This is a genomic window from Sorangium sp. So ce367, from assembly GCF_051520455.1.
Taxonomy (GTDB): Bacteria; Myxococcota_A; Polyangia; order Polyangiales; family Polyangiaceae; genus Sorangium; species Sorangium cellulosum_B.
In genome coordinates this window covers 3,887,771-3,913,220 of sequence record NZ_CP150334.1, presented here as the reverse complement: position 1 = coordinate 3,913,220, position 25,450 = coordinate 3,887,771, and the positions used below count along the sequence as shown (strand labels likewise).

At 70.4% G+C, this 25,450-nt stretch carries 18 protein-coding genes and 1 pseudogene; 6 read left to right on the top strand and 13 right to left on the bottom strand.

The window, feature by feature from the left end; genetic code table 11:
* Positions 1-8: 8 nt before the first annotated feature.
* From WME97_RS15040 to WME97_RS15030, 3 genes are all read right to left on the bottom strand, one after another.
* Positions 9-1,373 (bottom strand): efflux RND transporter periplasmic adaptor subunit, encoded by a 1,365-nt coding sequence (locus tag WME97_RS15040; protein WP_437552590.1) that lies wholly within the window; start codon positions 1,371-1,373, stop codon positions 9-11.
* A gap of 1 nt (position 1,374) precedes the next feature.
* Positions 1,375-1,707, bottom strand: a complete 333-nt coding sequence (locus WME97_RS15035; RefSeq protein WP_437552589.1) for a hypothetical protein — start codon at positions 1,705-1,707, stop codon at positions 1,375-1,377.
* Positions 1,708-1,913: 206 nt separating this feature from the next.
* Positions 1,914-3,029 carry an STAS domain-containing protein gene (locus WME97_RS15030; protein ID WP_437552588.1) on the bottom strand — a complete coding sequence of 372 codons (1,116 nt, stop codon included), beginning with the start codon at positions 3,027-3,029 and terminating at the stop codon, positions 1,914-1,916.
* 304 nt (positions 3,030-3,333) lie between these two features.
* Here WME97_RS15030 and WME97_RS15025 point away from each other — a divergent pair, with 304 nt between their 5' ends.
* Positions 3,334-4,425, top strand: a complete 1,092-nt coding sequence (locus tag WME97_RS15025; protein WP_437552587.1) for a serine hydrolase domain-containing protein — start codon at positions 3,334-3,336, stop codon at positions 4,423-4,425.
* Here WME97_RS15025 and WME97_RS15020 read toward each other — a convergent pair.
* Together WME97_RS15020 and WME97_RS15015 are read right to left on the bottom strand one after the other, a co-directional pair.
* Positions 4,409-5,164, bottom strand: coding sequence for a LytR/AlgR family response regulator transcription factor (locus WME97_RS15020; protein WP_437552586.1), 756 nt, complete (start codon positions 5,162-5,164; stop codon positions 4,409-4,411). The two genes, WME97_RS15025 and WME97_RS15020, sit on opposite strands and share 17 nt — an antisense overlap.
* The gene (locus WME97_RS15015; protein WP_437552585.1) at positions 5,161-6,195 is read right to left on the bottom strand and encodes a sensor histidine kinase; all 1,035 of its coding nucleotides are present in this window, start codon (positions 6,193-6,195) and stop codon (positions 5,161-5,163) included. Before WME97_RS15015 ends, WME97_RS15020 begins: the two co-directional genes overlap by 4 nt.
* Positions 6,196-6,302: 107 nt before the next feature.
* On the opposite strand from WME97_RS15015, the gene WME97_RS15010 reads away from it, so the two are divergent.
* Together WME97_RS15010 and WME97_RS15005 are read left to right on the top strand one after the other, a co-directional pair.
* Positions 6,303-7,820: a 3' terminal RNA ribose 2'-O-methyltransferase Hen1 gene (locus WME97_RS15010; protein ID WP_437552584.1), complete on the top strand. Its 1,518-nt coding sequence runs from the start codon at positions 6,303-6,305 to the stop codon at positions 7,818-7,820.
* Positions 7,817-10,384: a polynucleotide kinase-phosphatase gene (locus WME97_RS15005; RefSeq protein WP_437552583.1), complete on the top strand. Its 2,568-nt coding sequence runs from the start codon at positions 7,817-7,819 to the stop codon at positions 10,382-10,384. Before WME97_RS15010 ends, WME97_RS15005 begins: the two co-directional genes overlap by 4 nt.
* A gap of 498 nt (positions 10,385-10,882) precedes the next feature.
* Here WME97_RS15005 and WME97_RS15000 read toward each other — a convergent pair whose 3' ends face one another.
* A complete protein-coding gene (locus WME97_RS15000) occupies positions 10,883-11,200 on the bottom strand; it encodes a hypothetical protein (protein ID WP_437555394.1) in 318 nt (105 codons plus the stop codon).
* 415 nt (positions 11,201-11,615) lie between these two features.
* Complete coding sequence (locus WME97_RS14995) at positions 11,616-12,500, bottom strand: polysaccharide deacetylase family protein (RefSeq protein WP_437555392.1); 885 nt, start codon at positions 12,498-12,500, stop codon at positions 11,616-11,618.
* Between the two features lie 34 nt (positions 12,501-12,534).
* Between WME97_RS14995 and WME97_RS14990 the strand changes: the two genes are divergently transcribed.
* Complete coding sequence (locus WME97_RS14990) at positions 12,535-12,873, top strand: hypothetical protein (RefSeq protein ID WP_437555707.1); 339 nt, start codon at positions 12,535-12,537, stop codon at positions 12,871-12,873.
* On the opposite strand, the pseudogene WME97_RS14985 reads toward WME97_RS14990, so the two are convergent.
* The 6 genes and pseudogenes from WME97_RS14985 to WME97_RS14960 form a co-directional block, all read right to left on the bottom strand.
* Positions 12,873-13,064: pseudogene (locus WME97_RS14985) on the bottom strand (cellulose binding domain-containing protein); the annotation flags it as partial. The gene WME97_RS14990 and the pseudogene WME97_RS14985 overlap by 1 nt on opposite strands.
* Before the next feature lie 756 nt (positions 13,065-13,820).
* Complete coding sequence (locus WME97_RS14980) at positions 13,821-15,005, bottom strand: polysaccharide deacetylase family protein (RefSeq protein WP_437552582.1); 1,185 nt, start codon at positions 15,003-15,005, stop codon at positions 13,821-13,823.
* 469 nt (positions 15,006-15,474) lie between these two features.
* Positions 15,475-16,854 (bottom strand): MFS transporter, encoded by a 1,380-nt coding sequence (locus WME97_RS14975; protein ID WP_437552581.1) that lies wholly within the window; start codon positions 16,852-16,854, stop codon positions 15,475-15,477.
* Positions 16,855-17,173: 319 nt separating this feature from the next.
* A complete protein-coding gene (locus WME97_RS14970) occupies positions 17,174-20,182 on the bottom strand; it encodes an ATP-binding protein (RefSeq protein WP_437552580.1) in 3,009 nt (1,002 codons plus the stop codon).
* Positions 20,179-20,442 (bottom strand): hypothetical protein, encoded by a 264-nt coding sequence (locus WME97_RS14965; RefSeq protein ID WP_437552579.1) that lies wholly within the window; start codon positions 20,440-20,442, stop codon positions 20,179-20,181. The genes WME97_RS14970 and WME97_RS14965 overlap by 4 nt, the downstream gene beginning before the upstream one ends.
* A 124-nt stretch (positions 20,443-20,566) precedes the next feature.
* Positions 20,567-22,648 (bottom strand): hypothetical protein, encoded by a 2,082-nt coding sequence (locus tag WME97_RS14960; RefSeq protein ID WP_437552578.1) that lies wholly within the window; start codon positions 22,646-22,648, stop codon positions 20,567-20,569.
* Between the two features lie 114 nt (positions 22,649-22,762).
* Here WME97_RS14960 and WME97_RS14955 point away from each other — a divergent pair, with 114 nt between their 5' ends.
* Positions 22,763-24,349: a trypsin-like peptidase domain-containing protein gene (locus WME97_RS14955; protein WP_437552577.1), complete on the top strand. Its 1,587-nt coding sequence runs from the start codon at positions 22,763-22,765 to the stop codon at positions 24,347-24,349.
* Complete coding sequence (locus tag WME97_RS14950) at positions 24,346-25,296, top strand: AAA family ATPase (protein WP_437552576.1); 951 nt, start codon at positions 24,346-24,348, stop codon at positions 25,294-25,296. The genes WME97_RS14955 and WME97_RS14950 overlap by 4 nt, the downstream gene beginning before the upstream one ends.
* The last annotated feature ends 154 nt before the right edge of the window (positions 25,297-25,450 follow it).

Genomic DNA, 25,450 nt, shown 5'->3' with positions numbered 1-25,450 from the left:
CCCGCGGCTCAGTCCTCGCCGCAGCAGCCGGCGCCGATGCTCTCCTTGAGCGTCTCGGTCTTGAGCAGGAAGCTCCCTTCGGTCGCGACCTCCTCGCCCGGGCGCACGCCCCTGGTCACCTCGACGAGATCGCCCTCGGTCGCCCCGACCTCGACCCGCCGCGCCTCGAACTGGTCGTCGGCGAGCCGCACGAACACGAGCTTCACCGTCCTCGCGCGCTGCACCGCGGCGCGGGGCACAACGACCGCCGCGCGGGAGGGGGCGAGGATGCGCGCCCGGCCGAACATGTTGGCCCGCAGCGCGCCGCCCGGGTTCGCGAGCGGGACGCGCGCCTTGGCCGTGCGCGTGGCCGGGTCGATCGCCGGCGCCACATACGTGATCTCCCCTGTGAGCTCGCGTCCCTCGATGCCGTCGACCTCGAGGACCACCGGCTGCTTCAGCGAGACGGCAGCAAGCTCGGTCTCGGGGACGTCGAGCTCGGCCCACATGCTCGAGACGTCGACCACCTCGAACAGGGTCTCCTCGACGCCGACGAGCCTACCCACGGTCGCCTTCCGCTGCGTCACCACGCCGGCGAGCGGGGTGGTGAGCGTGTAGCCCCCGCTCCCGCCCGCGCTCGCGCCCACGACGGCCAGGGAGGCCGCGAAGGAGGCGCGCTCGGCGCGGGCAGCGTCGAGCTCCTGCTGCGCGGCGAGGACGCTCCGGCGCGACGAGATCCCCTCCTTTTCGAGCTGCTCCTCGCGCTTCAGGTTCTCCTCGGCGATCGTGAGGCGCGACTGCGCGCTGGCCAGCCGCGATCGATCCGCACCCACGTCGGCGCTGTCGATGATCGCGAGCGGCGCGCCCTTCTTGACCTCCGCGCCGACGTCCACGTGCAGCTGCCGGACGACCCCCGGGGCGCGGGCGTTGATCTCCGCCACCTTGAGCGCGTCGTAGACGACCCTGGCGGTCACGGGGATGCCGCCGCCGCCCTGACGCTCGACGGCCTTCGCGGTGAGGATCCCGGCGAGCCGGGCCGTGTCCTTGGTCTTGAGCTTGACCTTCGTCCCGTCGGCAGGCGCGCCGTCGCTCGCCACGTCGGCCGCCGGCTTGCCTCCGCGCTCGGGGTGGCAGATGGGGCAGATGGACTCCGGAAACGCGTGCTCCTTGCACCAGTCTCCCTTGGCCTGGAAGACCGGGACGAGCCTCGGGTTGCACTTCGTGCAGAGGGCTTCCAGCACGCCGTGCTCCTTGCACATGGCGCCCTCGACGGCCGACGCCGCGCTCCGCTTCGCCCCGGCCTTCTCCGCCGCGGTGTTGTCGGTCCCTTTGCCCCCGCAGCCCGGGAGCGCGGCGAGGAGCAGGAGCACCGCGATGCCAGCGCGGCCTGGCACGTCAGCTCCCCTTCGGCGGCCGGACGATCTTCAGATCAGGATTGCACTTGAGGCACTGCGACTCGGGCAGCCCGTGCTCGGCGCACCAGTCGCCCGTGGCCTTGAAGGCCGGGATCAGGTCCGAGTTGCAGCGGGTGCACTGCGACTCGGGCACCTGGTGCTCTCCGCACCAGTCCTCGTGGGAGCCGGGTTTCACGTCGGCCGGCGCGTGCGCGGCCGCCTTGGCCTGCGTCTGCTCGGGCGCGGCCTTGCCGGCGCTCGGCGCCTCGTTCGAGCACGACGCAGCGCCGAGGGCGAAGGCGCAGATCAGGACCGAGATGGAACGAAGCTTCATGGGCCTTTTCTCTTGATTGTTCGCGGCGTCACGCGACGGGAGCGCCTCGGACGCGCGCCATCGCACCGCCACCACCGTTACCGCCGCTGACCCTGGCCGCAAGCGTAGAGCGCGAGCCGGGGACGAGGGCCGGCCATGGCCCTCCCTGGGCTGACTCTGGCGGGCAGAGCCATCGCCGGTGGGCGGCGTCCCACCGCGCGCTGTCTTCACACCGCTGCGGGCTTGTCCGAGAGCGACTGGATGCACATGCGCAGCCCCTCGCGGAGGTTCCGCAGCGTGGTCACGGCGGACAGCTCCAGGCCGAGCGACGTGATCAGCGCGGCCACCGCGGGGCGCACGCCGGTGATGACCCCCTTCGCGCCGAGCAGCTCGACCGCGCGGATGATCCGGATCACGTGATCGGCGGTCTCGCCGTCGATGCTGTCCACGCCGGTCATGTCGAGGATCGCATAGCGGGAGCCTGTCCTGACGATGGCGTCGAGCAACTCTTCCGTGATCACCCCGGCCCTCACGCCGTCGAGCGTGCCGATCAACGGGAGCGTCAGCACGCCGTCCCACACCTGGATGATCGGGGTGGCGAGCGCGCGGAGCTCGTGCTGCTGCCGCTCGATGAGCGACAGCTTGTCGCGGAGCTCCTGCTCGGTCCGCTGGAGCTCCTCGGCGATGCGGGCGCGCTCCTCGACCTCGCGCTTCAGCTTGTGCAGCGCGATGGCCAGATCCGTCTTCGTCGCCCGCTCCTCGTCGAGCAGGTGCTGCAGCCGGTCCTCCAGGCTGGTCGTGGCGGGGCGCACCGTGAACTCGTCGTGGGCGTCGCCCCGGGCGGCGAACGACGTCTGCTCGACGTCGCACTCCTCCCCGAAGAGCCGGGTGCAATATCCGGCCAGCTTGCCCGCGATCATGCTGCTGCCCCAGCAGACATCGAGCTCCTTCTGGTAGACCGACTCCCACCCGTTCACCACGCGGAAGCGGGCCTCCTTCCGCTCCCGGTCCAGGGAGAGCACGTGCCACACACCCCAGCCCGCCGTGGCCGCGCCGACGCCGAGCGCCTTGAAGCCCTCCTCGAACGTCGGATAACCGGAGATGTAGGTCCAGTCGTCGTCGATGCTGAGCCGCCCGCCGCTCTCCACGGCGAGGTTGAAGCGCTCGGTCCCCGCCATCCGCTGGAAGCCGGACATCAGCCCAACCACGCTGCTCGGCAGGAACATCGACACCGAGGGGACGCCGGCCCAGGTGCACTGCCCGTTCTCGAGATCCCACTCGATCGCCATTCCCCCGACGTCGACGCGGATCCTCTTGTCCAGAAGCTCAGAGCTTGTGCTCATAAATTCTCCGGGTCCACGAGCGCCCCCGCCCGCCTGCCGCAGTGTACCGGCTCGACCCGGCGCGCGTCGCCCTCGACGGGCGAGCCACGACGGCGCTCTGGGGCTCGCGCGGGAGCGCACGTCCGTGACGGCCACTCGGGAGGCGGGGCCAGCGCCGCGGCGACGGTGCAGGCGGCGGCGAACAGGCCAGAGGAAGAGAGCAGAGCGCTGCTCGTCCCGCGCAACCCCCCGCTCGTGACCGAGAACCTGGCGCTCGTCGATTCGTCCCTGATCTTCGCGAGCCCGGCTGGCAGCCTGGCGCGGCATGAAACCTATCTCGCAATGGCTGATGGCAGCCGGCCTGGTCACGCTGGCTGTCCCACAAACTGGGTGCAGCGGGGATTCGACCGCACTTCCCGAGCGGGACGAGCTCCGCGAGGAGCTCGAGCGTCGCCTCTCGGACGCGGCCGCGGCCGGTTTCTCCGGATCGGTGCTGGTCACGGTCGACGGGGCCGAGGTGATCGCGAGCGGCTACGGCCTGGCGGATCGAGACAGCAACATCCCCAACGTCGCCGGTACGGCGTACGACTTCGGCTCCGTGATGAAGGACCTGACCGCGACGGCCATCTTCAAGCTCGAAGGCGACCACAAGCTCGCGGTCACCGACTCGCTCGCGACCCTCTTCGATGACGTGCCGGCCGACAAGGCCGAGATCACGCTCGTTCAGATCCTCCAGCACCGCGCCGGGTTCGACGAGTACCACGACACGGAGGGGGACTTCGAGCCGATGACGCGGCTCGAAGCACGCCAGCGGATCTTCGCGCAGGAGCTGCTGTTCGAGCCGGGGAGCGACGAGCAATACTCCAACTCCGGCTACACGCTGCTCGCCGACGTCGTGGAGACCGTCTCGGGACGAGCGTTCACGGACTACGTGCGTGACGAGCTCTTCGCTCCCGCCCACATGCGACAGAGCGGGTTCTTCGGTGACCCGATCTGGGAGCAGGTCGACACCGCGATCGGATACGACGCCTCGACCTTCGGGGAGAACGACCCCGCCGGATGGCCGTACACCTGGTCGCTCGTCGGCAATGGCGGGCTGGTGATGACGGTGTCCGACCTCGAGCGCTGGCTGGTCGCCGTCTGGAAGGGGGAGGTGCTCGGTCCGGCAGCATTCGCGTCGTACGAGACGCATTACCTCTCGGGCGGCGCCCACGACCTGGAGGGCAAGACGGTCTACGCCGTGGCCGGCGCCGGGGACTATGGCCTTGGAGGGGTTGCGGTCGACTGCCCGGCGGCGAACACGCGCGTGATCCTCGGGACGAACACGTACGATGTGTTCGACATCGAGGGCTTCGGGGTCGAGCTGGCGAAGCTGGTCCTCTCGGCCGAGAGAGGCGAGCTCAGTCGGGCAGAGTGATGCCGACGGTGTTCTCCAGGAGCCGCTGCCGGACCTCGCGCGCGCGATCGCGCGAGACGGGCACGCGGAGACTTGGACCGACCTCGAGGATCAGCTCCCCGTCGAGCCGGCCGAGCCCGCGCACGTACGCCGGGGCGACGAGCCAGTTGCGGTGCACGCGAAGGACACGGTCGCCCAACGTGGCCCCGAGCGCGTTGAGCGAGAGGTCCACCGAGAACACGCCGTCCACGTGATGGAGATAGGTGAGCCGCTCCGCCGCCTGAAACGCCAGCATGCCGTCGAGGTCCAGGAAGACCAGGCGGTCGTCTCTTCGCGCGACCAGGCGCGGCTTTCCCGCGCTCGGGGACGGCGCCCGGCGTCGCTCGAGGAGCCGCGCCACACACGTGGTGACGCGGTCGAGCGTGAACGGCTTGAGGAGATAGTCGACAGCGCCCATCTCGAACCCATCCAGCGCGTGGTGCGCCAGAGCGGTGGCGAGCACCACCGCCGGCGGGCTCGCGCGGGCCGAGAGGGAGCGGGCGAAGTCGAGGCCCGACGTGTCTCCAGGGCGATCGACGAGCCGGATATCGACGAAGACGGCGTCGATGCCGAGCTCTAACCGATCGAGCGCCTCTCGAGCCGCCTCGACGTCCGTCACCGCGGCGATGTACCCGAAGCTCCCTGTATCGCGCAGCAGCTCCACGAGGAAGTTGCGCGCCGGCCACTCGTCCTCGACGACGAGAGCAGAGAGCTGCTTCATGCGGTCCTCCTGGGCAGCGTGACCTCCAGGCGCGTCCGGCCGGGCCTCGAGTCGATGCGCAGCGACGCGTCGGCCGACTCCAGGGCGACGCGGCGCCGCACCAGCGCGAGCCCCCGCCCCTCCGGCGGGACAGCGGCCAGGTCGAAGCCGGGGCCCTCGTCCTCGACGGCGCAGCGCAGGTGTCCTGCCTCCCCGGTGATCTGCAGGACGACACGGCCGCGCTCCCGCCGGCGCAGCGCGCCGTGGTGCACCGCGTTCTCCAGCAGGGGCTGGAGCAGCAGCACCGGGAGCACGCAGTCGTCCACCGAGGCGTCGACGTCCCATTCGAACGCGAGCCGCCCGAAGTGCCGGGACTCCAGGATGCGCGCGAAGCCCCGCAGCCAGCTCACCTCCTCGCGGACCGTGTGATGGGATCGCCGCGATCCCTGCATGATGTCCCGCAGCAGGTCGCCGAGCGTCGCGATCAGGGTGCGCGCCTCGGCCGGCTCTTCGGTCACCAGGCCGGCGATCGTGTTGAGCGTGTTCAACACGAAGTGAGGCTCGAGCGCGGCGCGGATGTGCGCGAGCTCGACCTCCTGGCGCAGCGCGCGCCGCTCGTCCTCGAGCCTCCGCTCGGCGCCGATCTGTCGAGGCAGCTCGATCAGGAGGGCCCAGAAGCCGAACAGGGCGTCGCCGTCGAAGAAGCCCACGACGGCGGTGGCCACGAGCGGCCGTCGCGGTCCCTCTGGGAACACCTCGGGCAGCGCCGCGGCGACCAGGGAGAAGGAGGTGGTGGCGATGGAGCTGGCGATCCCGGCGGTGAACGCGAGCACGACGAGCTGACGCCAGATCGGCGCGCGCCGCGGTTCGATGCGGCGCGCCACCAGCGTGAGCGCGCCGAGGACCGCCGCGACCCACGCCGCGGTGCCCAGCCCGCGCCAGGGCTCGAAGCTTCCATGGTCGATCCAGTCGAGGAGCCAGAGCACGGCCGTGGTGATCACCACGGCCTTGCCGACGTGAGCCTTTCCCTGGCTTGCGGGCTCCTGCGTCACCCGTTCAACGCTAGCAGCGCCGGGCCCCCCGCGTCCGGGAAGCCGCCTCCGTGCGGTCGCGCCGAGCGTGTCGCTCGTCGTCCCTCTCGCGTAGACTCGGGCCCCCGATGCTCCTCACGCTCACCACCACGCACCGGCCGGCGACCGACCTCGGTTACCTGCTCGTCAAGAACCCGGCGTACACGCAGTCGTTCCCGCTGTCGTTCGGCAAGGCGCACGTGTTCTATCCGGAGGCGACCGACGAGCGGTGCACCGCCGCGCTCCTGCTCGACGTCGATCCCGTGGACCTCGTGCGCGGGCGCGGCGCGGGCGAGCCCGGGACGCTCGCGCAGTACGTGAACGACCGGCCCTACGTCGCCTCGTCGTTCCTCTCCGTGGCGATCGCGCAGGTCTTCGGCTCGGCGCTCGGCGGCAAGTGCCGCGACCGCCCGGAGCTCGCGGACGCGCCGATCCCCCTCTCCGCCACGATCGAGGCCCTGCCGTGCCGCGGCGGAGAGGCGCTGCTCCGGCGGCTCTTCGAGCCGCTCGGCTACGAGGTCGCGGCCGAGCGCCTCCCGCTCGACGAGGCGTTCCCGGAGTGGGGCCAGAGCGCCTACCTGCGCGTCTCGCTCGCGAGGACGTGCCGGCTCAGGGAGCTGCTCGCGCACCTCTACGTGCTCGTGCCCGTGCTCGACGACAAGAAGCACTACTACGTGGGCGACGCCGAGGTCGACAACCTCCTCGCCAAGGGCAAGGGGTGGCTCGCGGAGCACCCGGAGCGCGAGGCGATCGCGCTCCGCTACCTGAAGCACAGCCGGCCGCTCTTCCGGGCCGCGCTCGCGCGGCTCGTGGCCGACGACGAGGCGAGCCCCGAGGAGGCCGAGGACGAGAAGGCCGCGCCCGAGGACCGGGGCGAGGCGCGGATCAGCCTCGACGAGGCGCGGCGCGAGGCCGTCGTCGCGGCGCTCCGCCGCGCCGAAGCGAGGAGCGTGCTCGACCTCGGCTGCGGCGAGGGCAAGCTGCTGAAGCGCCTCGTCGACGAGCGCGTGTTCGAGCGCGTCGCGGGCGCCGACGTCTCCATGCGCAGCCTCGAGATCGCGAAGAACCGGCTGCGCCTCGACGACCTGCCCGACAAGCAGCGGCGGCGCATCCAGCTCTTCCAGGCGTCGGTCACCTACCGCGACGCGCGCTTCTCGGGCTACGACGCCGCGACCCTCGTCGAGGTCATCGAGCACGTGGACCTGTCGCGGCTCGGCGCGCTCACGCGCAGCGTCTTCGAGCACGCGCGGCCGCGCGTCGTCCTCGTGACCACCCCGAACGCCGAGTACAACGCGCTGTTCGAGGGGCTGCCGCGCGGCGCGCTCCGCCACGGCGACCACCGCTTCGAGTGGACGCGCGCCGAGTTCCACGCCTTCTGCGAGGGGGTCGCAGCCGCGCACGGCTACGCCGTCGAGCACCTGCCCATCGGCCCGATGGATCCCTCGCTCGGCGCGCCGACGCAGATGGCGATCTTCACGCGCGAGGGCGGCGCGGGCGGCGCGGGCGGCACGAGCAGCACCAACGGAGCGGGCGGCGGAGAGGCCCAGGACGGCGGCGCGGGCGGCGCGGGCAGCGCCCTCGCGCAGGCGACGGAGGTGGCGTCATGAGCGAGCAGGCCCCCCTCATCGTCCCTTCCCTCTCGCTCGTCGTGCTCGTCGGCGCGTCCGGCTCCGGCAAGAGCACGTTCGCGAGGGCGCACTTCAAGCCGACCGAGATCCTCTCGTCCGATCACTACCGCGGGGTCGTGTCCGACGACGAGAACGATCAGGCCGCCAGCGCGACCGCCTTCGAGGTCCTGCACTTCATCGCGGGCAAGCGGCTCGCCTCGGGGCGGCTCGCCGTGGTCGACGCGACCAACGTGCAGGCGGACGCGCGCAGGCCGCTCGTCGCGCTCGCGCGCGAGCACCACGTGCTGCCGGTGGCCATCGTGCTCGACATGCCGGAGAAGCTCTGCCACGCGCGCAACGCCGGCCGGCCGGACCGGCAGTTCGGCCCGCACGTCGTGCGGGGCCAGAGCCGCGAGCTGCGCCGCTCGCTCAAGGAGCTCCGGCGCGAGGGCTTCCGCTACGTGCACGTGCTCTCCTCGCCCGAGGAGGTCGCGGCGGCCACGATCGAGCGGCAGCGCCTGTGGACCGATCGCCGCGACGAGCGCGGGCCGTTCGACATCATCGGCGACGTCCACGGCTGCTTCGACGAGCTCGTCGAGCTGCTCGAGGCGCTCGGCTACAAGCTGGAGGGGCTGCCGGACGCGCCGCGCGTGTCGCCCCCCGAGGGCCGGCGCGCGATCTTCCTCGGCGACCTCGTGGACCGCGGGCCGCGCTCGCCGGACGTGCTGCGCCTCGCGATGGCGATGGTCGCGTCGGGCGCCGCGCTCTGCGTGCCCGGCAACCACGACGTGAAGCTGCTGAAGAAGCTGCGCGGGCGCGACGTGAAGCCGACGCACGGGCTCGAGCGGACGCTCGAGCAGCTCGAGTCGGAGACGGACGCCTTCAAGGCGAAGGCGGCGGACTTCATCGACGGGCTCGTCAGCCACTACGTGCTCGACGACGGCAACCTCGCGGTCGCGCACGCGGGCGTGAAGGAGGCGTTCCAGGGCCGGGGCTCGGGCGCGGTGCGCGAGTTCTGCCTGTACGGCGAGACAACGGGCGAGACCGACGAGTACGGCCTTCCCGTGCGGTACAACTGGGCCTCGGAGTACCGCGGCAAGGCGATGGTGGTCTACGGCCACACGCCGACGACGGTGGCCGAGTGGGAGAACCGCACGATCTGCATCGACACGGGGTGCGTGTTCGGCGGCGCGCTCACGGCGCTCCGCTACCCTGAGCGCGAGCTCGTCGAGGTCAAGGCGCGCCGCGTGTACTACGAGCCCGCGAAGCCGCTCGCGCCGCTCGCGGGCGAGCCGAAGGCCGGATCGCGCGGGCATGCCTACGACGTGCTCGACATCGACGACGTGCGCGGCCGGCGCGCGATCCGGACGCGGGTGCACGGGATGGTGACGATCCGCGAGGAGAACGCGGCGGCGGCGCTCGAGGCGATGAGCCGCTTCGCCGTGGATCCCCGGTGGCTCATCTACCTGCCGCCGACGATGTCGCCGAGCGAGACGGCGAAGGACGGGGGCCTGCTCGAGCACCCGCGCGAGGCGTTCGCGTACTTCCGGCAGAACGGCGTGGGCCGCGTCGTGTGCGAGGAGAAGCACATGGGCTCGCGCGCGGTGCTCGTCGTGTGCCGCGACGAGGCCGCGCGGCGGCGGAGGTTCCGCCTCGACGAGGGGCCGCTCGGCGTGTGCACGACGCGCACGGGCAGGCCGTTCTTCTCGGACGAGGCGCGGAGCCGGGAGCTCATCGACCGGGTGCGGGCGGCGATGGATCGGGCGGATCTGTGGGCCGAGCTGCGCACGGACTGGGTCTGCCTCGACGCCGAGCTCCTGCCCTGGTCGGCGAAGGCGCAGGATCTCCTGCGCGGCCAGTACGCCGCCGTGGGCTCGTCGGGCCGCGCGTCGCTCGACGCGGCGGTGCGGGCGCTCACGATGACCGCCGCGCGCGACGAGAGCGCGCGGGAGCTGCTCGATCGGCACGCGGCCCGGAAGGCGGCGATGGACGGGTACGTGGCGGCCTACCGGCGTTACTGCTGGCCGGTGCGGTCGCTGGCGGACATCCGGCTGGCGCCGTTCCACCTGCTCGCGAGCGAGGGCGCGGTGCACGCGGCGCGGGACCACGGCTTCCACCTGCGGCAGCTCGCGCGGCTCGCCGAGGTCGATCCGGCGTTCTTCGTGGAGACCCCGCATCGCGTCGTCGACCTCTCGGACCCGCAGAGCGAGGCGCAGGCGGTGGCCTTCTGGACGGAGATGGTCGAGCGCGGCGGCGAGGGCATGGTGGTCAAGTCGTGGGAGTGGGTGGTCCGCGGCCCGCGCGGGCTCGTCCAGCCGGCGATCAAGTGCCGCGGCCCGGAGTACCTGCGCATCATCTACGGGCCGGAGTACCTGACGCCGCAGCACCTCGCGCGGCTGCGCCACCGGAGCGTGTCGGGGAAGCGCGCGCTCGCGCTGCGGGAGTACGCGCTCGGCCTGGAGGCGCTCCACCGCTTCGTGGAGGGAGAGCCGCTCCATCGCGTGCACGAGTGTGTGTTCGGGGTGCTGGCGCTGGAGAGCGAGCCGGTCGATCCGCGGCTGTGAGGGGCGGATTGCCGGGCTGCCCGGCCGCAGGAGCGGGTGTTCGTCGCGCGGGGTGGGGCCCCGCCGAACTCCCCTGGGCTCAGACATCGGCCCATCCCCGCCCCGCGCGACGAACACCCGCTCCTGCGGACTACCCTCGTCGAAGCTTCCATCGATAACCAGCACGCTGCGACTGCTTGACGACCACTCGTACGCGCAGCAGAGATCGCTCATGATCCCTCCACTGGGGCCCTCAATACCGACATGCTGGGGAGCCTGGATGGAGGGGCTCGACCGAGGGAGGGGACGATGAACGTCGCGCGTCGCGTAGGGGTGATACAGATCGTCAGCGCCGCCTTGCTCCTGTGCTGCGCCGCTGCGTGGGCAGCCCGCTCAGGAAAATCGGACGCTGTCGGCGGGGACGCCACTTGCACCGTCTCCCCGGATGGTCGCGGCTTCTGTGCTCGATGCACGCTGCGCGACACCAAGGCCGACGGAAACTATGTTCGTCTCGAATGGTCAGGCCCTGGCAAGAGCGGTAAGGACGACCTCCGGCGCGGAGCCGGGAGTACCGAGAAATACACGCATTGCTTCGACAGTAGGGGGGATTTCCGGTTCAAGGCCGTGGTCGATCGGGGGCTCATTCCGGACAGCCGGGGGAGAAACATCACGCTCCGCCTCTGAACGTGAGCTCCGCACCAGGCGGTGGGACGAAGACGACGCCCCCGCGGCGCTCCGGCTCCCACGCACGACCACGGAGGCAGAGAAACCGAGAGCTCGCCGCGCGCCGTTGAGCGCGATCGAAAGGCCCCAGGACGTGCTCGGCCTGGAGCTCATGTTCTTCACGGTCACGTTCGCGCAGTACCCCGTCCCCCAAGATACCACATTGTAACCGCGAAGGACACAGAGCTCCTTCGCGGGAGGCGGGGGGAAATTCCCCTACGCTGCCGGGGCCATGAGGACGCCAGAAGACGCCAATATTACTATATTATCTTGGCGTCTTCTGGCGTCTCTTTTGGCGTCTTCTGGCGTCCTTTGGGGTTTCAAAGACCCCACCGTCGGCCCAAGCCCCCCACCGCCAAATCGCGCTCTCGTCCGTGCCCTCTGTGCCTCGCTGATTCCTTCTCTCACGAGGCCAGTAGCGAGCTGCAGCCGCTCGGCGACAGAGCGCTCCGCGGCTGACTCGGATCCGGATCGCTCGGACAGCGCGCGTCGCGGCGGGAGGAGGCCCGCGGGGCGCGGGCCCGCTTCGTCACGGTGACAGCGTGACGGACTTCGCGTCGAGCGCGACTTCGTAGTAGCCGTGCGGATCCCAGTTCAGCGGAACGCCGTTCTGCTTGAGCGTGCCGCCGGTGACCGTCACGCGCAGGTACTTGCCCGGCGGGAAGTTGGCGGGGAGCTGCCACGTGTAGGTCGTCGCGCCCCCGGACGTCGAGGTGGTGGCGGACGAGACCGCCTTCTGGCCGCGCCAGTAAGAGCCGACGTTGACAACGCTGTCGAGCCACATGTCGCCGAGCGCCTTCGAGTGCTTGACGTGATCGACGAAGGCCTGAAGCCCGATGGGCTGATAAGCGCCGTCGGAGCCGCCGGTGAAGCCGTGCACCAGGACGGTGCGCCACTTCTTGGCGTCCCGCGCGCTCGTGACCTGCTGGTCCAGCACCGTGGTGGAGGCGCCGGTCGGCGGGATGTAGCAGGGCAGCGTGAACGGATCGGTCGAGTCGTTCGGCCCGATGAGGTTGTTGGCCACGCCGCGGTTGATGAGGAAGCGCGTCCTGGCGATGCCCGTGTACACGGACGAGCCGTTCGGAGCCGCCATCGTCCACACCTTGGTGCCGAACCTGCTCTCGATGAACTGCGTCGCGGCGTCCGTATCGGCGCCGCTGTCGTTGCTTGAATGGCTCTTCGTGTGGTTGCCGAGCTCGTGCCCGTCGCTCAGCGCCCTTTGCCACACCGAGTTGGTCGATTCGCTCTTGCCGGTCTGGAGGTAGAAGGTGAACGGAACGTCGAGCGCGTTCAGCGTGTCGTAGTTCTGGATCTGGCTCGAGTTCGAGTCGTCGAACGTGTACGACACGGCGCCCGTGAAGCCGGCCCAGTTGATGACCCTGAACCCGCCGGCCGCGCCGGACGGCTTCGCCACATTGCTGGAGCCTGGGGGTGTCGGAAGGCCGGAATTGACCACCGGACCGCCTCCGCTGCCGCCCGCGCCGCCGCCACCTGAGCCCCCGCCGCCGCCCGCGCCGCCTGCGCCAGAGCTGGCCGAGGAGCTGCTGCTGGAGCTACTCGATGCGCTGCTCGAGCTGCTCGATGCGCTGCTGGAGCTGCTCGAGGCGCTGCTGGAGCTGCTCGATGCGCTGCTGGAGCTCACCGACGTCGAGCCTCCATTCCCGTTGCCGTTGACCGACGAGATCGATGGCTTCCCCGTGCCGTTCGCGCAGAACCCCCAGGTCGTCGACGCTCCCGTCGACGCTCCGGCTCCCGTCGACGCTCCTGCTGCCAGCGAGCCGTTGTAGCTCTCGTTGGTGGCGTTCAGCTGCCCGTTCGACTGCGTGATCCGCGCGTTCCACGAGCTGGACAGCGTCGCGCCGTTGAGCGCGATCGAAAGGCCCCAGGACGTGCTCGGCCTGGAGCTCATGTTCTTCACGGTCACGTTCGCGCAGTACCCCGTCGACCACTGCGACTGGTACGACAGCTCCGCCGACATCGTCCCATCCGAGCTGAGCAGCTCGCCCTCCAGCGACAGGATCTCTTCGTCGTCCGGAGACGCGGCGATGCAGGCGGCCAGGCAGCAAGCGATCGAGACCGAGCCGAAGCTCAGCAAGCTAGCAAAGCGCATGAATTTTCTCCCAGGGGCGGCCGAAAGGCCGCAAGCAAGTTCCGTAAGATGCCACGCCGACGCGCCGCGCGCAAAGCATATGACACGGCGCGCTCAACCTATCTTTGTCTCGTGGTCCGCTTCGTGGTCCCCCGATTTCGGATTTCCCATTTCCCGTTTCTGATGCCCGACCAGCGACCCTTCGATCACACCACGTACCGAGTCAAGCACAATTATTCTCTCAAGCCCGCGACGAATCAAACACCATGCTGTAGTTCAATGTAGCGAAGCAGCATGGGGCACATCGGCGAGCCACAACCTATCAGTGGCAACGAAACTATTCATCGACGCGATTCGCCGACATCGCGTCTCCCATGGCCAGCCGGGTTCCTTGAAGAGAAATTATTTGAACCACAGGCGCACGGAGCACACGGATGCTCCTCTGTGCGCTCGCTGCCTCGGTGGTTCGTGCTCGCGATCAGGGCCGCGCTCGAGCGATGCGGTAACAGAGCGCCCCTCAGCCGAATCGGGCCTGGGCGACCCAGCTCTGCGTGAACGGTGGACGGCGCCCGCGCGCGGCGCCGCGCCCGTGAGGGCGCCGAGGTCGCCGCGCGCGCCGGCTCGGTTGCCGGGATGACAGGGTTGTTACGGCGACAAGGTGAGCGCGCCTGCGTCGAGCGCGATCTCGTAGTAGCCGTGCTCGTTCCACGCCAGCGCATTTCCCCCCTGCGTCAGCGTGCCGCCATCCACCGTCACACGGACGTACTTGCCCGTCGGGAAGTGCTCCGGCAGCGTCCACGTCCAGGTCGTCTCGTCGCCAGAGGTATCGCTCGTCGCCTCCGCGAGCACCTTCTGACCGACCCAGTAGGCCCCGACGTTGACCATCGTGTCGATCCACACGTCATTCAGCCCTTTGGCGTGCTTCATGCTATCGGTGATGCTCGTGAGCTCGACGTCGGCGTACCAGTGATCCTCGGTCGGCAGGATCGTGTGGAACAGGAAGTTGAGCCACTTGCCGTCCGACCTCGCCGCGTCGATGGCCGTGTTGAACGGCTCGGCGGTCTCGCCCCCGTTCGCCATCATCGTCGGGAGGTTCCACGGATCCGAGTTGTCGTTCGGGCCGACCGTCCCGCCCTGGACGCCGCGGTTCAGGAAGAACCTAGACTTCGCCGGCTCGTTCCAGCCCGCGTCGCCGAAGGGAGAGGCCATCGTCCAGACGTCGCTCTGGCCGTAGTTCGAGACGATGTAGTCGGTGCACTCGTCGATCTCTTCGATGAGGCTGCCGGCCGACTCGCCCGCGCACTCGGTCATGTCGTCATGGCAGTGGTGCGCCGTGTGGTTGCCGAGCTCGTGGCCGTCCTGGACTGCCTTCGTCCACGTCTCGTCGAAGTTCGCCAGGTCGTTCCTCCCGCTGTTGACGTAGAACGTCATCGGGACCCCCTCGGCCTGGAGCGCATCGTAATGAGCGATGTGCGACGGCTGCGCGTCGTCGAAGGTGTACGAGACGGCGGCCTTGAACCCGGCCCAGGGGAGCACGACCACGTTCCCTGGCGTGCCGGACGGCCTCGGCATGCTGTCGCCCGGCGGGTGCGGAAGCCCCGACTCGACAGGAGCGCCGCCACCGTCGCCGCCACCTCCGCCAGAGCCACCGGTGCTCGTGCCGGTCGTCACCTGCTCGCCGCCGCCGGAGCCGCCGGAGCCCGACGTGGCGCCGCCAACACCGCTGGTGGCGCCGCCGGTCGTCGCGGCAGTGCTCGAATTGTCGTCATCACCACCACAGGCCACGAGGAAGATGGCGCAGATACCTGGAAACAAGAGCGGAATACGCATATGACTCCTGTTGGACTGAAAAATTCCAGGTCCTTATACACGGATATTTCCGCGTGAGAAGCACGCCGATGGGCGTCGATTGCGCTGCAGTGAGCCCGATGGGTACGTTGCTGTCCTGCCGCGCGGAGCTCGTTTTGTGATGGCGGGGCACACCGGCGCGCACTCTACGGGCTGACGAATCCCCTCATTTTATTGGCATTTTCGAGAAAAGAAATTGAACAGGGAGGCAGGGAGACGGAGAGGTTGGTGGGATTCCACTCCTCTCCTCCCCGCCTCCCTGTGAATTTTTCCGGAATTTCGAGGGAGGTTTCAGCTCTACGGGCTCATCCACGTCGTGCGGCTCGCTGCGGCGTACTTTCGTATGCCTCGCTTCAGCGCCTGACGGCTGAGCCCGTATCCCGCGAATCTGCAAGGAGCAGGAGGCGGCGGACGGCGCGCGAGCAGCGCTCCGTCCGCCGGGAGATCGCCGTCAAGCCGGGCGATCGAGCTCGTCCCAGAGGCGCACGTCGCTGCGCTCTTTCAGGAAGATCCCGCCGACGACGACGGTGATGAGCGCCACCGCGATCGGATAGAGGAGCCCCGCGTAGATGTTGCCCGTCGCGACCGTCACCGACGAGGCGATGAGCGGCAAGAGCCCGCCGAACACGCCGTTGCCGACGTGGTACGGGATCGAGAGCGACGTGTAACGCACCTTCGCCGGGAAGGCCTCGACGAGGTAGGCCGCGATCGGGCCGTAGACCATCGTGACGAACAGCACGAGCACGAACACGAGCGCGGTGAGCACGACCGGGTTGTCCGCGTTCTGCTTCATCGCCCAGAACACGGGGAAGAAGCCGATCGCGCCGCACAGGTTGCCCGCGAGCATGATCTTCTTCCGGCCGATGCGATCCGAGAGCGCGCCGAAGAACACGAAGAACGGCATGCCGAGGGCGAGCGCGGTGGCGATCACGATCGTGGCCGTGATGAACGGGACCTTGAGCGTGTTCTGCAGGAAGTAGAGGGCATAGAACTGCCCCGTGTACCAGACCACGCCCTGGCCGGCCGTGGCGCCGAAGAGGGCGATCAGGATGACCTTCCAGTTGCGCTTGTTGCCGAGGCTGTCCTTGATGGGAGCGGTCGATGTCTTCCCCTCGGCCTTGAGCTTGCTGAAGATCGGCGACTCCTTGAGGCGGGCACGCACGTAGAAGGACACGACGACGAGGATGACCGACAGGAGGAACGGGATGCGCCAGCCCCAGTCCTTGAACGCCTCCTCGCCCACGATGAGGCGGGTGCTGAGGATGACCGCCAGCGAGACGAACAGACCGAGCGTCGCCGTGATCTGGATGAACGAGGTGTAGAAGCCGCGCTTCTCGTCGGGTGAGTGCTCGGCGACGTACACCGCCGCGCCGCCGTACTCGCCGCCGAGCGCGAGGCCCTGAACGAGGCGGATCAGGACGAGCGCGATCGGCGCGAGCAGCCCGATCTTGTCGTACGTCGGCAAGAAGCCGATGAGCGCCGTCGCGCCGCCCATGAGCAGCAGCGTCACGAGGAACGCGTACTTCCGACCAACGATATCGCCGATGCGCCCGAACACGAGCGCGCCGAACGGGCGGACGACGAAGCCCGTGGCGAACGTGCCGAGCGTCAAGAGGAAGCTCGCCGTCGGGTTGTCCTTCGGGAAGAAGTGGGTCGAGATGATCGCGGCGAGACTCCCGAAGATATAGAAGTCGTACCACTCGATCATCGTGCCGCCAGCGGACGCGAAGATGACCTTCCAGAGCGTGGAGCTGCTGACAACCTCACGCCCGGCCGCGGGGGCCTGGTTCGTGGGCGTCACGGCGAAGGTTTGGGGAGACGTCTGTGCCATGAGAACGGTTCCTCGGAGGAGTTCCAGCGCTCGTCGAGAGGGCCGGAGACGGGCTTGGAGGCGCGCCGAGCGGAAAGAGGCAGCCAGGGTGTTCTTCATGGCTCCTCCTCACCCCGCACGCGAGGGAGGAGGAGGGGCCGGGCAGCGCGTGGGTCGATGCCCTGTCACCCCCGGCTCGCGGAATGCTGCTCTCTTTGATCTCAATACCACGCAAGCAGCCTTGAGAATACCTGTTCGTCCACGGGGCAAGCACGTTGGCGGGCTCGTTCGGCCACGTCTCGTTACGATCGGTAACACCCGACGTCCCGCGCCGACCGCGTCACCCCGCGCCCGCGAGCGGCAGCCGGACGACGACCGTCGTCCCCCGCCCCACCGCGCTCCGCAGCGTGAGGGTCCCGCCGTGGTCCTCGACGATCGAGCGCGAGAGCGGCAAGCCGAGCCCCGTGCCGCTCGGGTCGCGCTTCGTCGTCACGAACGGCTCCAGCACCGCGGCGAGGAGCTCCTCGGGGATGCCGCTGCCGTGGTCCTCGACCTCGACGACGATCTGGCCCGCGTCGATCCACCCTCGGACGGCGATGAGCGCGCCGGCCTCGGACGCGTCGCGGGCGTTCGCGAGCAGGTTGACGAAGACCTGGACGAGCTCGCGCCGGTCGCCGATGACGACGAGCACCTCGGGGCAGGCCTGATCCACCCGGACGTGGGGCGCCGCGCGGTCGAGCCGGATGAGCCGCACGGCCTCGGCGACCACCTCGGCCAGCGCCACGCGCCCGACCCGCGCGCGCGCGCCCTCGCCAGGCTTCGGCACGGCGCCGGTGCGGCTGTGGTCGAGCAGGGAGCGCAGGATGGCCTCGATGCGCGCCGCCTCGCCGAGGATGAGGCCTGCCCGCGCGCGGATCTCGTCGCTGTCGGACTCGGCGCGGAGGTTCTGCGCGAGGCAGGCGATGCCGGTGAGCGGGTTGCCGACCTCGTGGGCCACGCCGGCGGCGAGGCGGCCGAGCTGGGCGAGGCGGTCGCGGTGGGCGAGCTGCGCCTCGAGCGCGCGCTGCTCGGTGCGGTCCTCCACGAGGAGGACCACGCCCCCCGAGGCGGCGCGCGCGTCGAGCGGATCGAGCGCGGCGCGGTGGACGCGCAGCGAGCGCGCGCGGCCGGCCACGTGCGCCTCGATCTCGTCCGCGCCGGCCTCGCCCGCCGAGGCGGCGCGGGCGGCGCGCGCGAACAGCTCCGCGAACGGGGCCGGCAGCCGGTCGAGCGGCGCCCCGACGAGGTCGCGCTCCTCGGCGCCGACGAGCGCCTCGAGGCGCCGGTTCACGAGGCTGATCGCGCCGTCGGAGCCCACGGCGCAGACGCCGAGGGGGAGCTGCGCGAGCACCGAGCGGAGCCAGCGCCGCAGGAGGTCGAGCTCCTTCGCGGCGCCGACGAACGTCGTCGTGGCCTCCCCGCGCGCGAGGCGCCGCTCCAGCCAGCGGAGCTCCTCGGTGAGCGCGCCGCTCGCCGCTCTGCCGCCGAGCGCCCCGGGGGCGGCCTGCGCGTCCGCCTCCGCGACGGTCCTCGCGAGCACCGGGCCGACGAGCGGCGACAGGTTGCGGTGCAGGCGCTCCTGCAGCGCGTGGAGCTCCGTGGGCCGCGTCTCGTCGCGCGGGATGTCGAGCTCGATCCGGGCGCGCGTGACCTCGAGCGCGGCCGCCTCGCGGCCGAGCAGCCGCGCGAGCCGCTCCTCCAGCGCGCCCACGCTCGAGGCCACGGTCGCGCGCTCGACGGACGGGCCGATCTCGCGGCGGGTGCACAGGCGCGCCGCCTCGCGCTCCTCCTCGGCCGGGGGGCGCAGGAGCGAGACGAGGCCGAGCGTGGCGCCGTTGACGGCGAGCGACACGAACGTGGGCAGCGACCACGTGTCCGTGGCCGCCGCGTACGCCGCGGGGTCGGCCTGGCCCGCGCCCTCGCGCAGGAGATCGAGCCACCCCGGGTCGAGCCCGGACAGCTCGGGCAGGAAGGGCGCGAGGCAGGTGGCGGTCCACGTGCCGATGCCGGCGAGGAGCCCGGCGAGGAACCCGGCGCGCGTCGCGCGCTCCCAGAAGAGCGCGGCGAGCAGCCCCGGCAGGAACTGCGCGAAGGCGACGAACGACACGATGCCGCTCTCGACGAGCAGCCCGCGGTGCGGCTGCGCGCGGTGGAAGAGCCACCCGCCTGTGAGGATGACGATCAGGAGCCCGCGGCGGAGCCACAGCACGCGCGCGTAGACGTTGCGGCGCAGCGTCCTGCGGGCGATCGGCAGGAGCAGGTGCGTGGCGCTGGCGCTCGCGAGGGCGACGGCGGTGACCATGACCATGGCGCTCGCCGCGGAGATGCCGCCGATGAACGCGGCGAGCGCGAGCCAGCCCTGGCCGAGCAGCTGCGGCACGAGCAGCACGTAGCTGTCGGCGGGCTCGGCCGGCGCGAGGCGCGTCCCGGCCCAGAGGACGGGCAGCACGGGCAGGTTGAGCGCGAGCAGGAAGAGCGGGAAGGCCCAGGCCGCCCTGGCGAGCGCGCGGTCGCCGGCGCCGCCCGCGAACGCCATGTGCCACTGCCTCGGCAGCAGGAAGGCGGCGGCGAAGCTGATGACGAGCATCGACGTCCAGCCGCTGTCGTCGCGCACGGGGCGGCCGAGCGCCTCGACCTCGGCGGCGTGATCGCCCAGCCAGTCCGCGAGCCCGCCCGCCCCGCCGAAGGCCCCGAGCACGGCGACGAGGCCCACGGCCGCGAGCACGGCGAGCTTCGCCGCCGACTCGAACGCGACCGCCGCCGCGAGGCCGTCCTCCCGCCCCTGCTCGGCGGCCGGACGGGCGCCGAAGAACGCCGTGAAGAGCGTGAGCAGCGCCCAGAAGACGGCGCCCACGGCCTCCTCGTGCCCGGGCCCGGAGAGCACGCGGACCGATTGCTCGGTCGCGCGGAACTGCTGCGCGACGTAGGGCACGCTGGCGACGACGGAGAAGGCGGCGACGACCGCCCCCGCCGCGGGGCTCTGGAAGCGGAAGGCGAAGAGGTCGGCGAGCGAGGAGAGGCGCTGCTCGCGCGTGATCCGCAGGACGCGCGACCAGAGGAGCGGGGTGGCGATGCACGCGAGCGTCGGGCCGAGGTAGACAGCGAGGAAGACGAGGCCGTGGCGCTGCGCGAAGCCGACGCCGCCGTAGTAGGTCCACGACGAGGCGTAGACGCCGAGCGAGAGGGCGAGGACGAGCGGGTGGCGCGCGACCGCGCGGGGGATCCGCTCGCGCTGCGCGGCGAGCGCGATCGCGGCGAGCACGGCCAGCCAGGCCACCGTGGCGAAGAGCAGGACGCCGACGTCGATCACGGCGGCGGCTCCCGCTCGCCGCGGCCGCGGCCGACGTCGTCGTGATCGGCGTCGCCGCGGGCGCCGTCGCCGCGGTCGGCGCGCGTCGCGAGCCAGGCGAGCGCGATCAGCGCGGCCCACATCGCGAAGACGGCCGCCACCGCGAGCGGGCCGCGAGCCCAGAGCAGGCGCGCCGGCGATACGAGGAGGATCGTGCCCAGCAGCACGAGCACGAGCGCGCGATCTGCCGCGCCGGCCTCCGCGTCCTGTCCTCCGCGCATGGGGAGAGGCTACTCAGGGCCGCAGCGCCTGAATACGCGCGGCCGTACAACGCAAAGCGTCATATCGAACCCCGAGAGCCGACGGCTCGCGACCCGGGGCAGCGCGCCGGCGGAGCCTTGGACGTCAGACCTTCTTCGGGAACAGGAGCTGCACGGTGCTCTCCACCGTGAGGTTGGTGCCGAAGCCGAGCGCCAGCAGCGTCAGCAGCTCCGGATCCGTGCCGACGAACTCCTTGCGGTGCGCCAGATAGGCGCCCACGGAAAGGAGGATCGTCGAGAGCAGGCCGACGAGGAGGTTGGTGCGGTCGAGGCCGGCCTGCGCAGCCTGGGTTCGCTCGGCGAGAGGCGTGTACTCGCCGCCGAAGAAGAACACTTGACGCGAGAGCGGCGCGGCCGGCGCCGGAGCGATCGGCGGCTCGGGCCGCGCCGAGGAGTCGGCCGCACTCTTGGGATGGCCCCATGCCTCGAACGATTCTGTCTGCTCGAGAAACGTGCTTGCCGGAAGCGGGACCCCTGTCATGCGCGCGCTCCGGAGCGCTTCTCCATAGTTGCGCGCTTCGAGCGCCGCCCGAACCTCTGTCTTCTCGGTCGCGTCGTCCCGGAGGAGCGCCTTCGCCGCCTTCTGGGCTGCCTGATCGTACTTTCGAAGGGCGGAAGCGAGCGCCGCCAGCCGCGCCTCCACATCCGCGCTGCCAGCTGAAGAGAGGTCTTCGAGCGCGCCGCGCACCTCGGCCGTTCGCACCTCGGCGCCGTGCGCTCTGGCGAGCTCCTCGAGGAGGTCATCCACCTCTCTCCGGAGCCCGGACTCGAGCCGAATGACCATCTCGTCCGCCAGGCGGTTCGCTTCGTGCGCCGCGCGCAGCGGTCCCTCGGCGGCCGGCGCCGCGGGATCCGACGCCTGAATGGCGGCGAGCGCCGGGCGGCAGGAGGCGGCGCTCGCCGATAGCTTCTCCGCGAGGCCTGGCGGAGCCGGGAACTCCTTCGAGAGGAGCACGTCGAGCTGCGCGCCGATGCGCTCCGCCCAGGCGCGCCCTTCGGCCGCGAGATCGACGAGCGCCCTGCTGGCGGCCTCCTGGATGGCCTGGAGATCGTCGAATTCGCTGCGGGACCACCGCTCCTGCAGCTCGCCCAGCAAACGCCGCGCATCGGCGGCCCTGGCTCTCACGGATGGCGGCAGGCGCCACGGGGTGTCGAGGGGAGCGAGCAGCTCCGCGAGCTCGACGAGCTTCTTCTGACGAGCCCGCGTACGGGTCGCGAGCGCTGCGACGAGCGCGTCCTCGGCCTTCTTCATCGCCTCGGGGAGCTGGGCGTCGTTGCTCTTCAGCTTCGCAGAGAGGTCCAGCGACGCTTCCCTGACCTTGTCGAGCTCGTAGGACGGCAGCACGGAGAGCTCCTTCATCTCGCGCTCGATGCGGGCGAGGACCCTGCCGACCTGCGCCTCGGACTGGAGCCGTTCCGCGCGGCGTTGCAGCACGTTCCGGAAGAGCCATCCCGCGAGGCACCCCCCAGACACCAGGACGAGGATCATCCATGCCGGGAGGCGCTTGCGCACCTCGTAGCTCAGACTCACCGCCTCGTCTCCCAGCTGATCAGCGCGCAGGCGGATCGTGCCTCTCGCGGTGCCGAACGGGAACGCTCGGAGCTTGACGAGCACCGCTGCGGCTCCGCCCGCCGCGATCTCGCGCGGCAGTGGAGCGAAGTCGAGATACCCCGCCTCCCCGCGCTCGTCCGACCCTTCGGATGGCTCGACGGCGAGCGCCTTGATGGGCGAGCAGCCGCTTCGCTCTTCCAGGTGGAGCATCACCTCCGCGTCGCCGCTGGATTGCCTGAAGATGAGCGGCTCGCGCGCGTACAACACAGCCCGGGGACGCGCGAACCCGACGACGAGTCCCTGACGCACCGAGCCGTCTCTGCTGGCAAGCTCGAGCGAGACCTCGTACGTTCCAGGGCGCTTCACGAGGGAGAAGTCGACTAGGACCTCGAGCGCCGGTCCGGCAGCCCGGGTGCCACCGGCATCGAACGTCGGCTTGAAGGCCTCCCTGAGCTGATCCGTCTCCTGCAGGCGATCGCGCACGACGCTGACGACGCGCGCTGTCGGCTGCTGTTCTGCCGAGATCCCCGGCGCGAGATCGACCGGGAACGTGTACTTGGTGTGGGCGCCGTCGTCGCACAGCCGCACGGGCTCGCTGGGAAAGGCCGCCGTCAAACGCGGACTGGCATTCGCCCAAGACGGGCGCGCCGACGCGAGGGCCGCTGCAACGAGCGCAATACCTGCGAAGCCCGCGCGTGCGCTCCAGGATCCAGGAGGAGTACGCACGGCGTGTCAGCCTGCCACCTTAGCGACGCCGTATCAACCCTACGACGACGCGTCGCTCTCGCCGCTTTTCCACCACGGCCGCATGGCAACGTGATAGACTCGCGCGAGCGAGCCGGAACCATGCCGGTCAACGACGCTCAAAAACGTGCCATTGCGCGGCTCACGGCGAGCATCGTCACGAGAGACGGCCCAAAGCCCAGCCGCGGGACGGGCTTCCTCGTCCGCCAAGATGGGCTCATGCTGACGGCCTTTCACGCGGTCGGCGATCTCTCGCGAGGCGTACCGACGGCGGCGCCCATCCGCGTCGAATTCGCCGAGCCCGGCGCGCGCCCGGCTTTCTCGACGACGGCCACGCTGGTCCGGTCGAGCGTGAAAGACGACTGGGCCCTGTTGCGCTGCGAGAAGGTGCCTGACAACGTGGCGGCCTTCACGCTGGCTCCGCTCTGCCCGGGCTTCGAGGTGGGGTGGTCGTCCTTCGGTTTCTCGGAGGCGGCCATGGATCTGGGTATGGTCTATGAGGGGAAGATCCGCTCGTTCGGCCTGAGGATCCAGCTCTTCGCAGAGGAGGCGACGGCGACGGAGGGGTCGCGGATCCGCGGGCTCTCGGGTGGACCGTGCCTGGTCGACGGATTCGCTGTCGGGATCATCCAGACGGCCAACATGAAGGAGGTCTCCAAGGGCGTCTTTGAGGTTCGCGAGGGGGCCGTTTTCACATTGCCGCTGTCGGCGCTGGCAGAGGCTTGCCAGGACGAGCTCTCGATCCGGGGACGCCGGCCGCCCTTCGTGCCCGAGGTCGCTCAGCTGCTCACCCCCGCCGACCCTCTGCTGCGAGGAGCGGCGGAGATCTTGAAGTTCCCTGACCCTTCGGCCGTTGCACGCGCTGCGCTGGCCGAGCGCGTGGCCGAGGAGATGATGAGGGGCGGGATCGAGCCAACGCGCAAGGCGCTGGAGGCCGTCGTGCTCGGGCTGTCGCTGAAGAACGCAGTTCAGATACTCGATTTCGCCGGCTCGCTCTGGATCCACGAGCGCGCCGCGGAGCACCTGGCGCGCGTCGTCGCGTGCAAGGACGAAAAGAAGGCGATCTTCATCAACGCATCGAGGCCAGATACCGTGCTGCGCTTCGTGCACCGTGCCGGCTATCCCACGGTCAAGCACCCCGGATGGACGTCCCATTTCCAGACGGTGCCGAGCACGCTCCCCGAGCCCCTGCTCGACGGGCTCGCGCGCGAGGTGCGCAGGCTCCTCCTGCACCAGTTCACGTGCAACGACGACGAGCTCGACGACGAGATCGCCGAGCATCCTCATGATGCAAAACCCATCGTCATCGTGATTCCGCCGCCGCTGCCCACGGCCACCGTGCTCGCGGCCCTGCAGGATCTGTTCCCACAGATCCGGTTTGCCCTGCTCGCGGGCGAGGTCATCACGGACGAGGCCAGGGCGATCTCCCGGGACACCGGAGCGGAGATCATCGAGCCGCTCATCGCGGCGGGGCACGAAGAGCAAGCCAGGAAAGCGCACGCGCGCGCTCGGAAGCTCCTACAAGCGAGCCACGAAGCGGCCCACCGGACCAGCGAGGAGACACGGCCATGAGCTATCGAGCGTTGTTCGATCCCAAGGCGCACGAGGGCCGCTCGCGGCCGGGGGCTGTCCGCTATCTCTACGATCACGACCCCGGCCTCGTGCTGGCGATCAACGTGGCCCTCGCCTCACGGCGCCCGCTCCTCTTGCGAGGCGATCCCGGCTCGGGCAAGTCGTCGCTCGCGGCGGACGTGGCCTTCTGCATGGATCGCCGCTACGAGGAGGAGATCATCACGTCGCGCACCCAGGCGCAGGACCTGCAGTGGCGGTTTGACGCGGTCCGCCGGTTGGCCGACGCCCAGGCGCGCGCAGCGAGGGGAATCGAGCCCGCCCCTGACGATCTCTACGTCGAGCCCGGCGTGCTGTGGCGAGCCTTCGCGCCCGAGGACGCACGGCGCTATGGATCCCGGGGCCGCTCGGCGGAAGAGCCCAAGCAGGCGGCCACGGAGCGCGGAGTCGTCGTCCTTCTCGACGAGATCGACAAGGCCGATCCGGATGTGCCGAACGATCTGCTCGTCGTCATCGACGCGCGTTGGTTCCGTGTTTCCGAGATCGATCACCCGGTCCGCGCTTCGAAGGATCTCGAGCTTTTGCTCGTGATCACGACGAACGGGGAGCGCGAGTTGCCGGCCGCCTTCCTCCGGCGCTGCATCGTCTATGATCTCGCGACGCCCGCGTACGAGCCATCGAAGCCGGACGAGTCTCCCCTCAAGCGGATCGCGCAGCGCCATGTCCCCGCGGTGAAGGCGGCGTTGATCGACATGATTCTCAAGGAGCATCACGGCCTGTCCGAGAAAGCTACGGGCGCGAGGCTCCGGCCGCCGAGCACCGCCGAGCTCCTGGACGCGGTGCGCGCTTGCGAGGAGCTCGGAATCACGGACATCGACGACGAACGGTGGGCCGCCATCGCGAACGCGGCGATGTGGAAGCACGCGCCCCGCCGCAAGGCGGGATCATGAGCTCGCTGCCCGTCGGGTTCGGAGATCTGATCCGCTCGCTCGGGCGCCTCGCGCCGGATGACGCGCCGACGCAGGCGGCGATCGGGCGGCTCCTTGGCCTCGCACCCGGACCGCGATCGCGGGTCAGGGAGGAGACGCCGGCGGACGAGTCCCC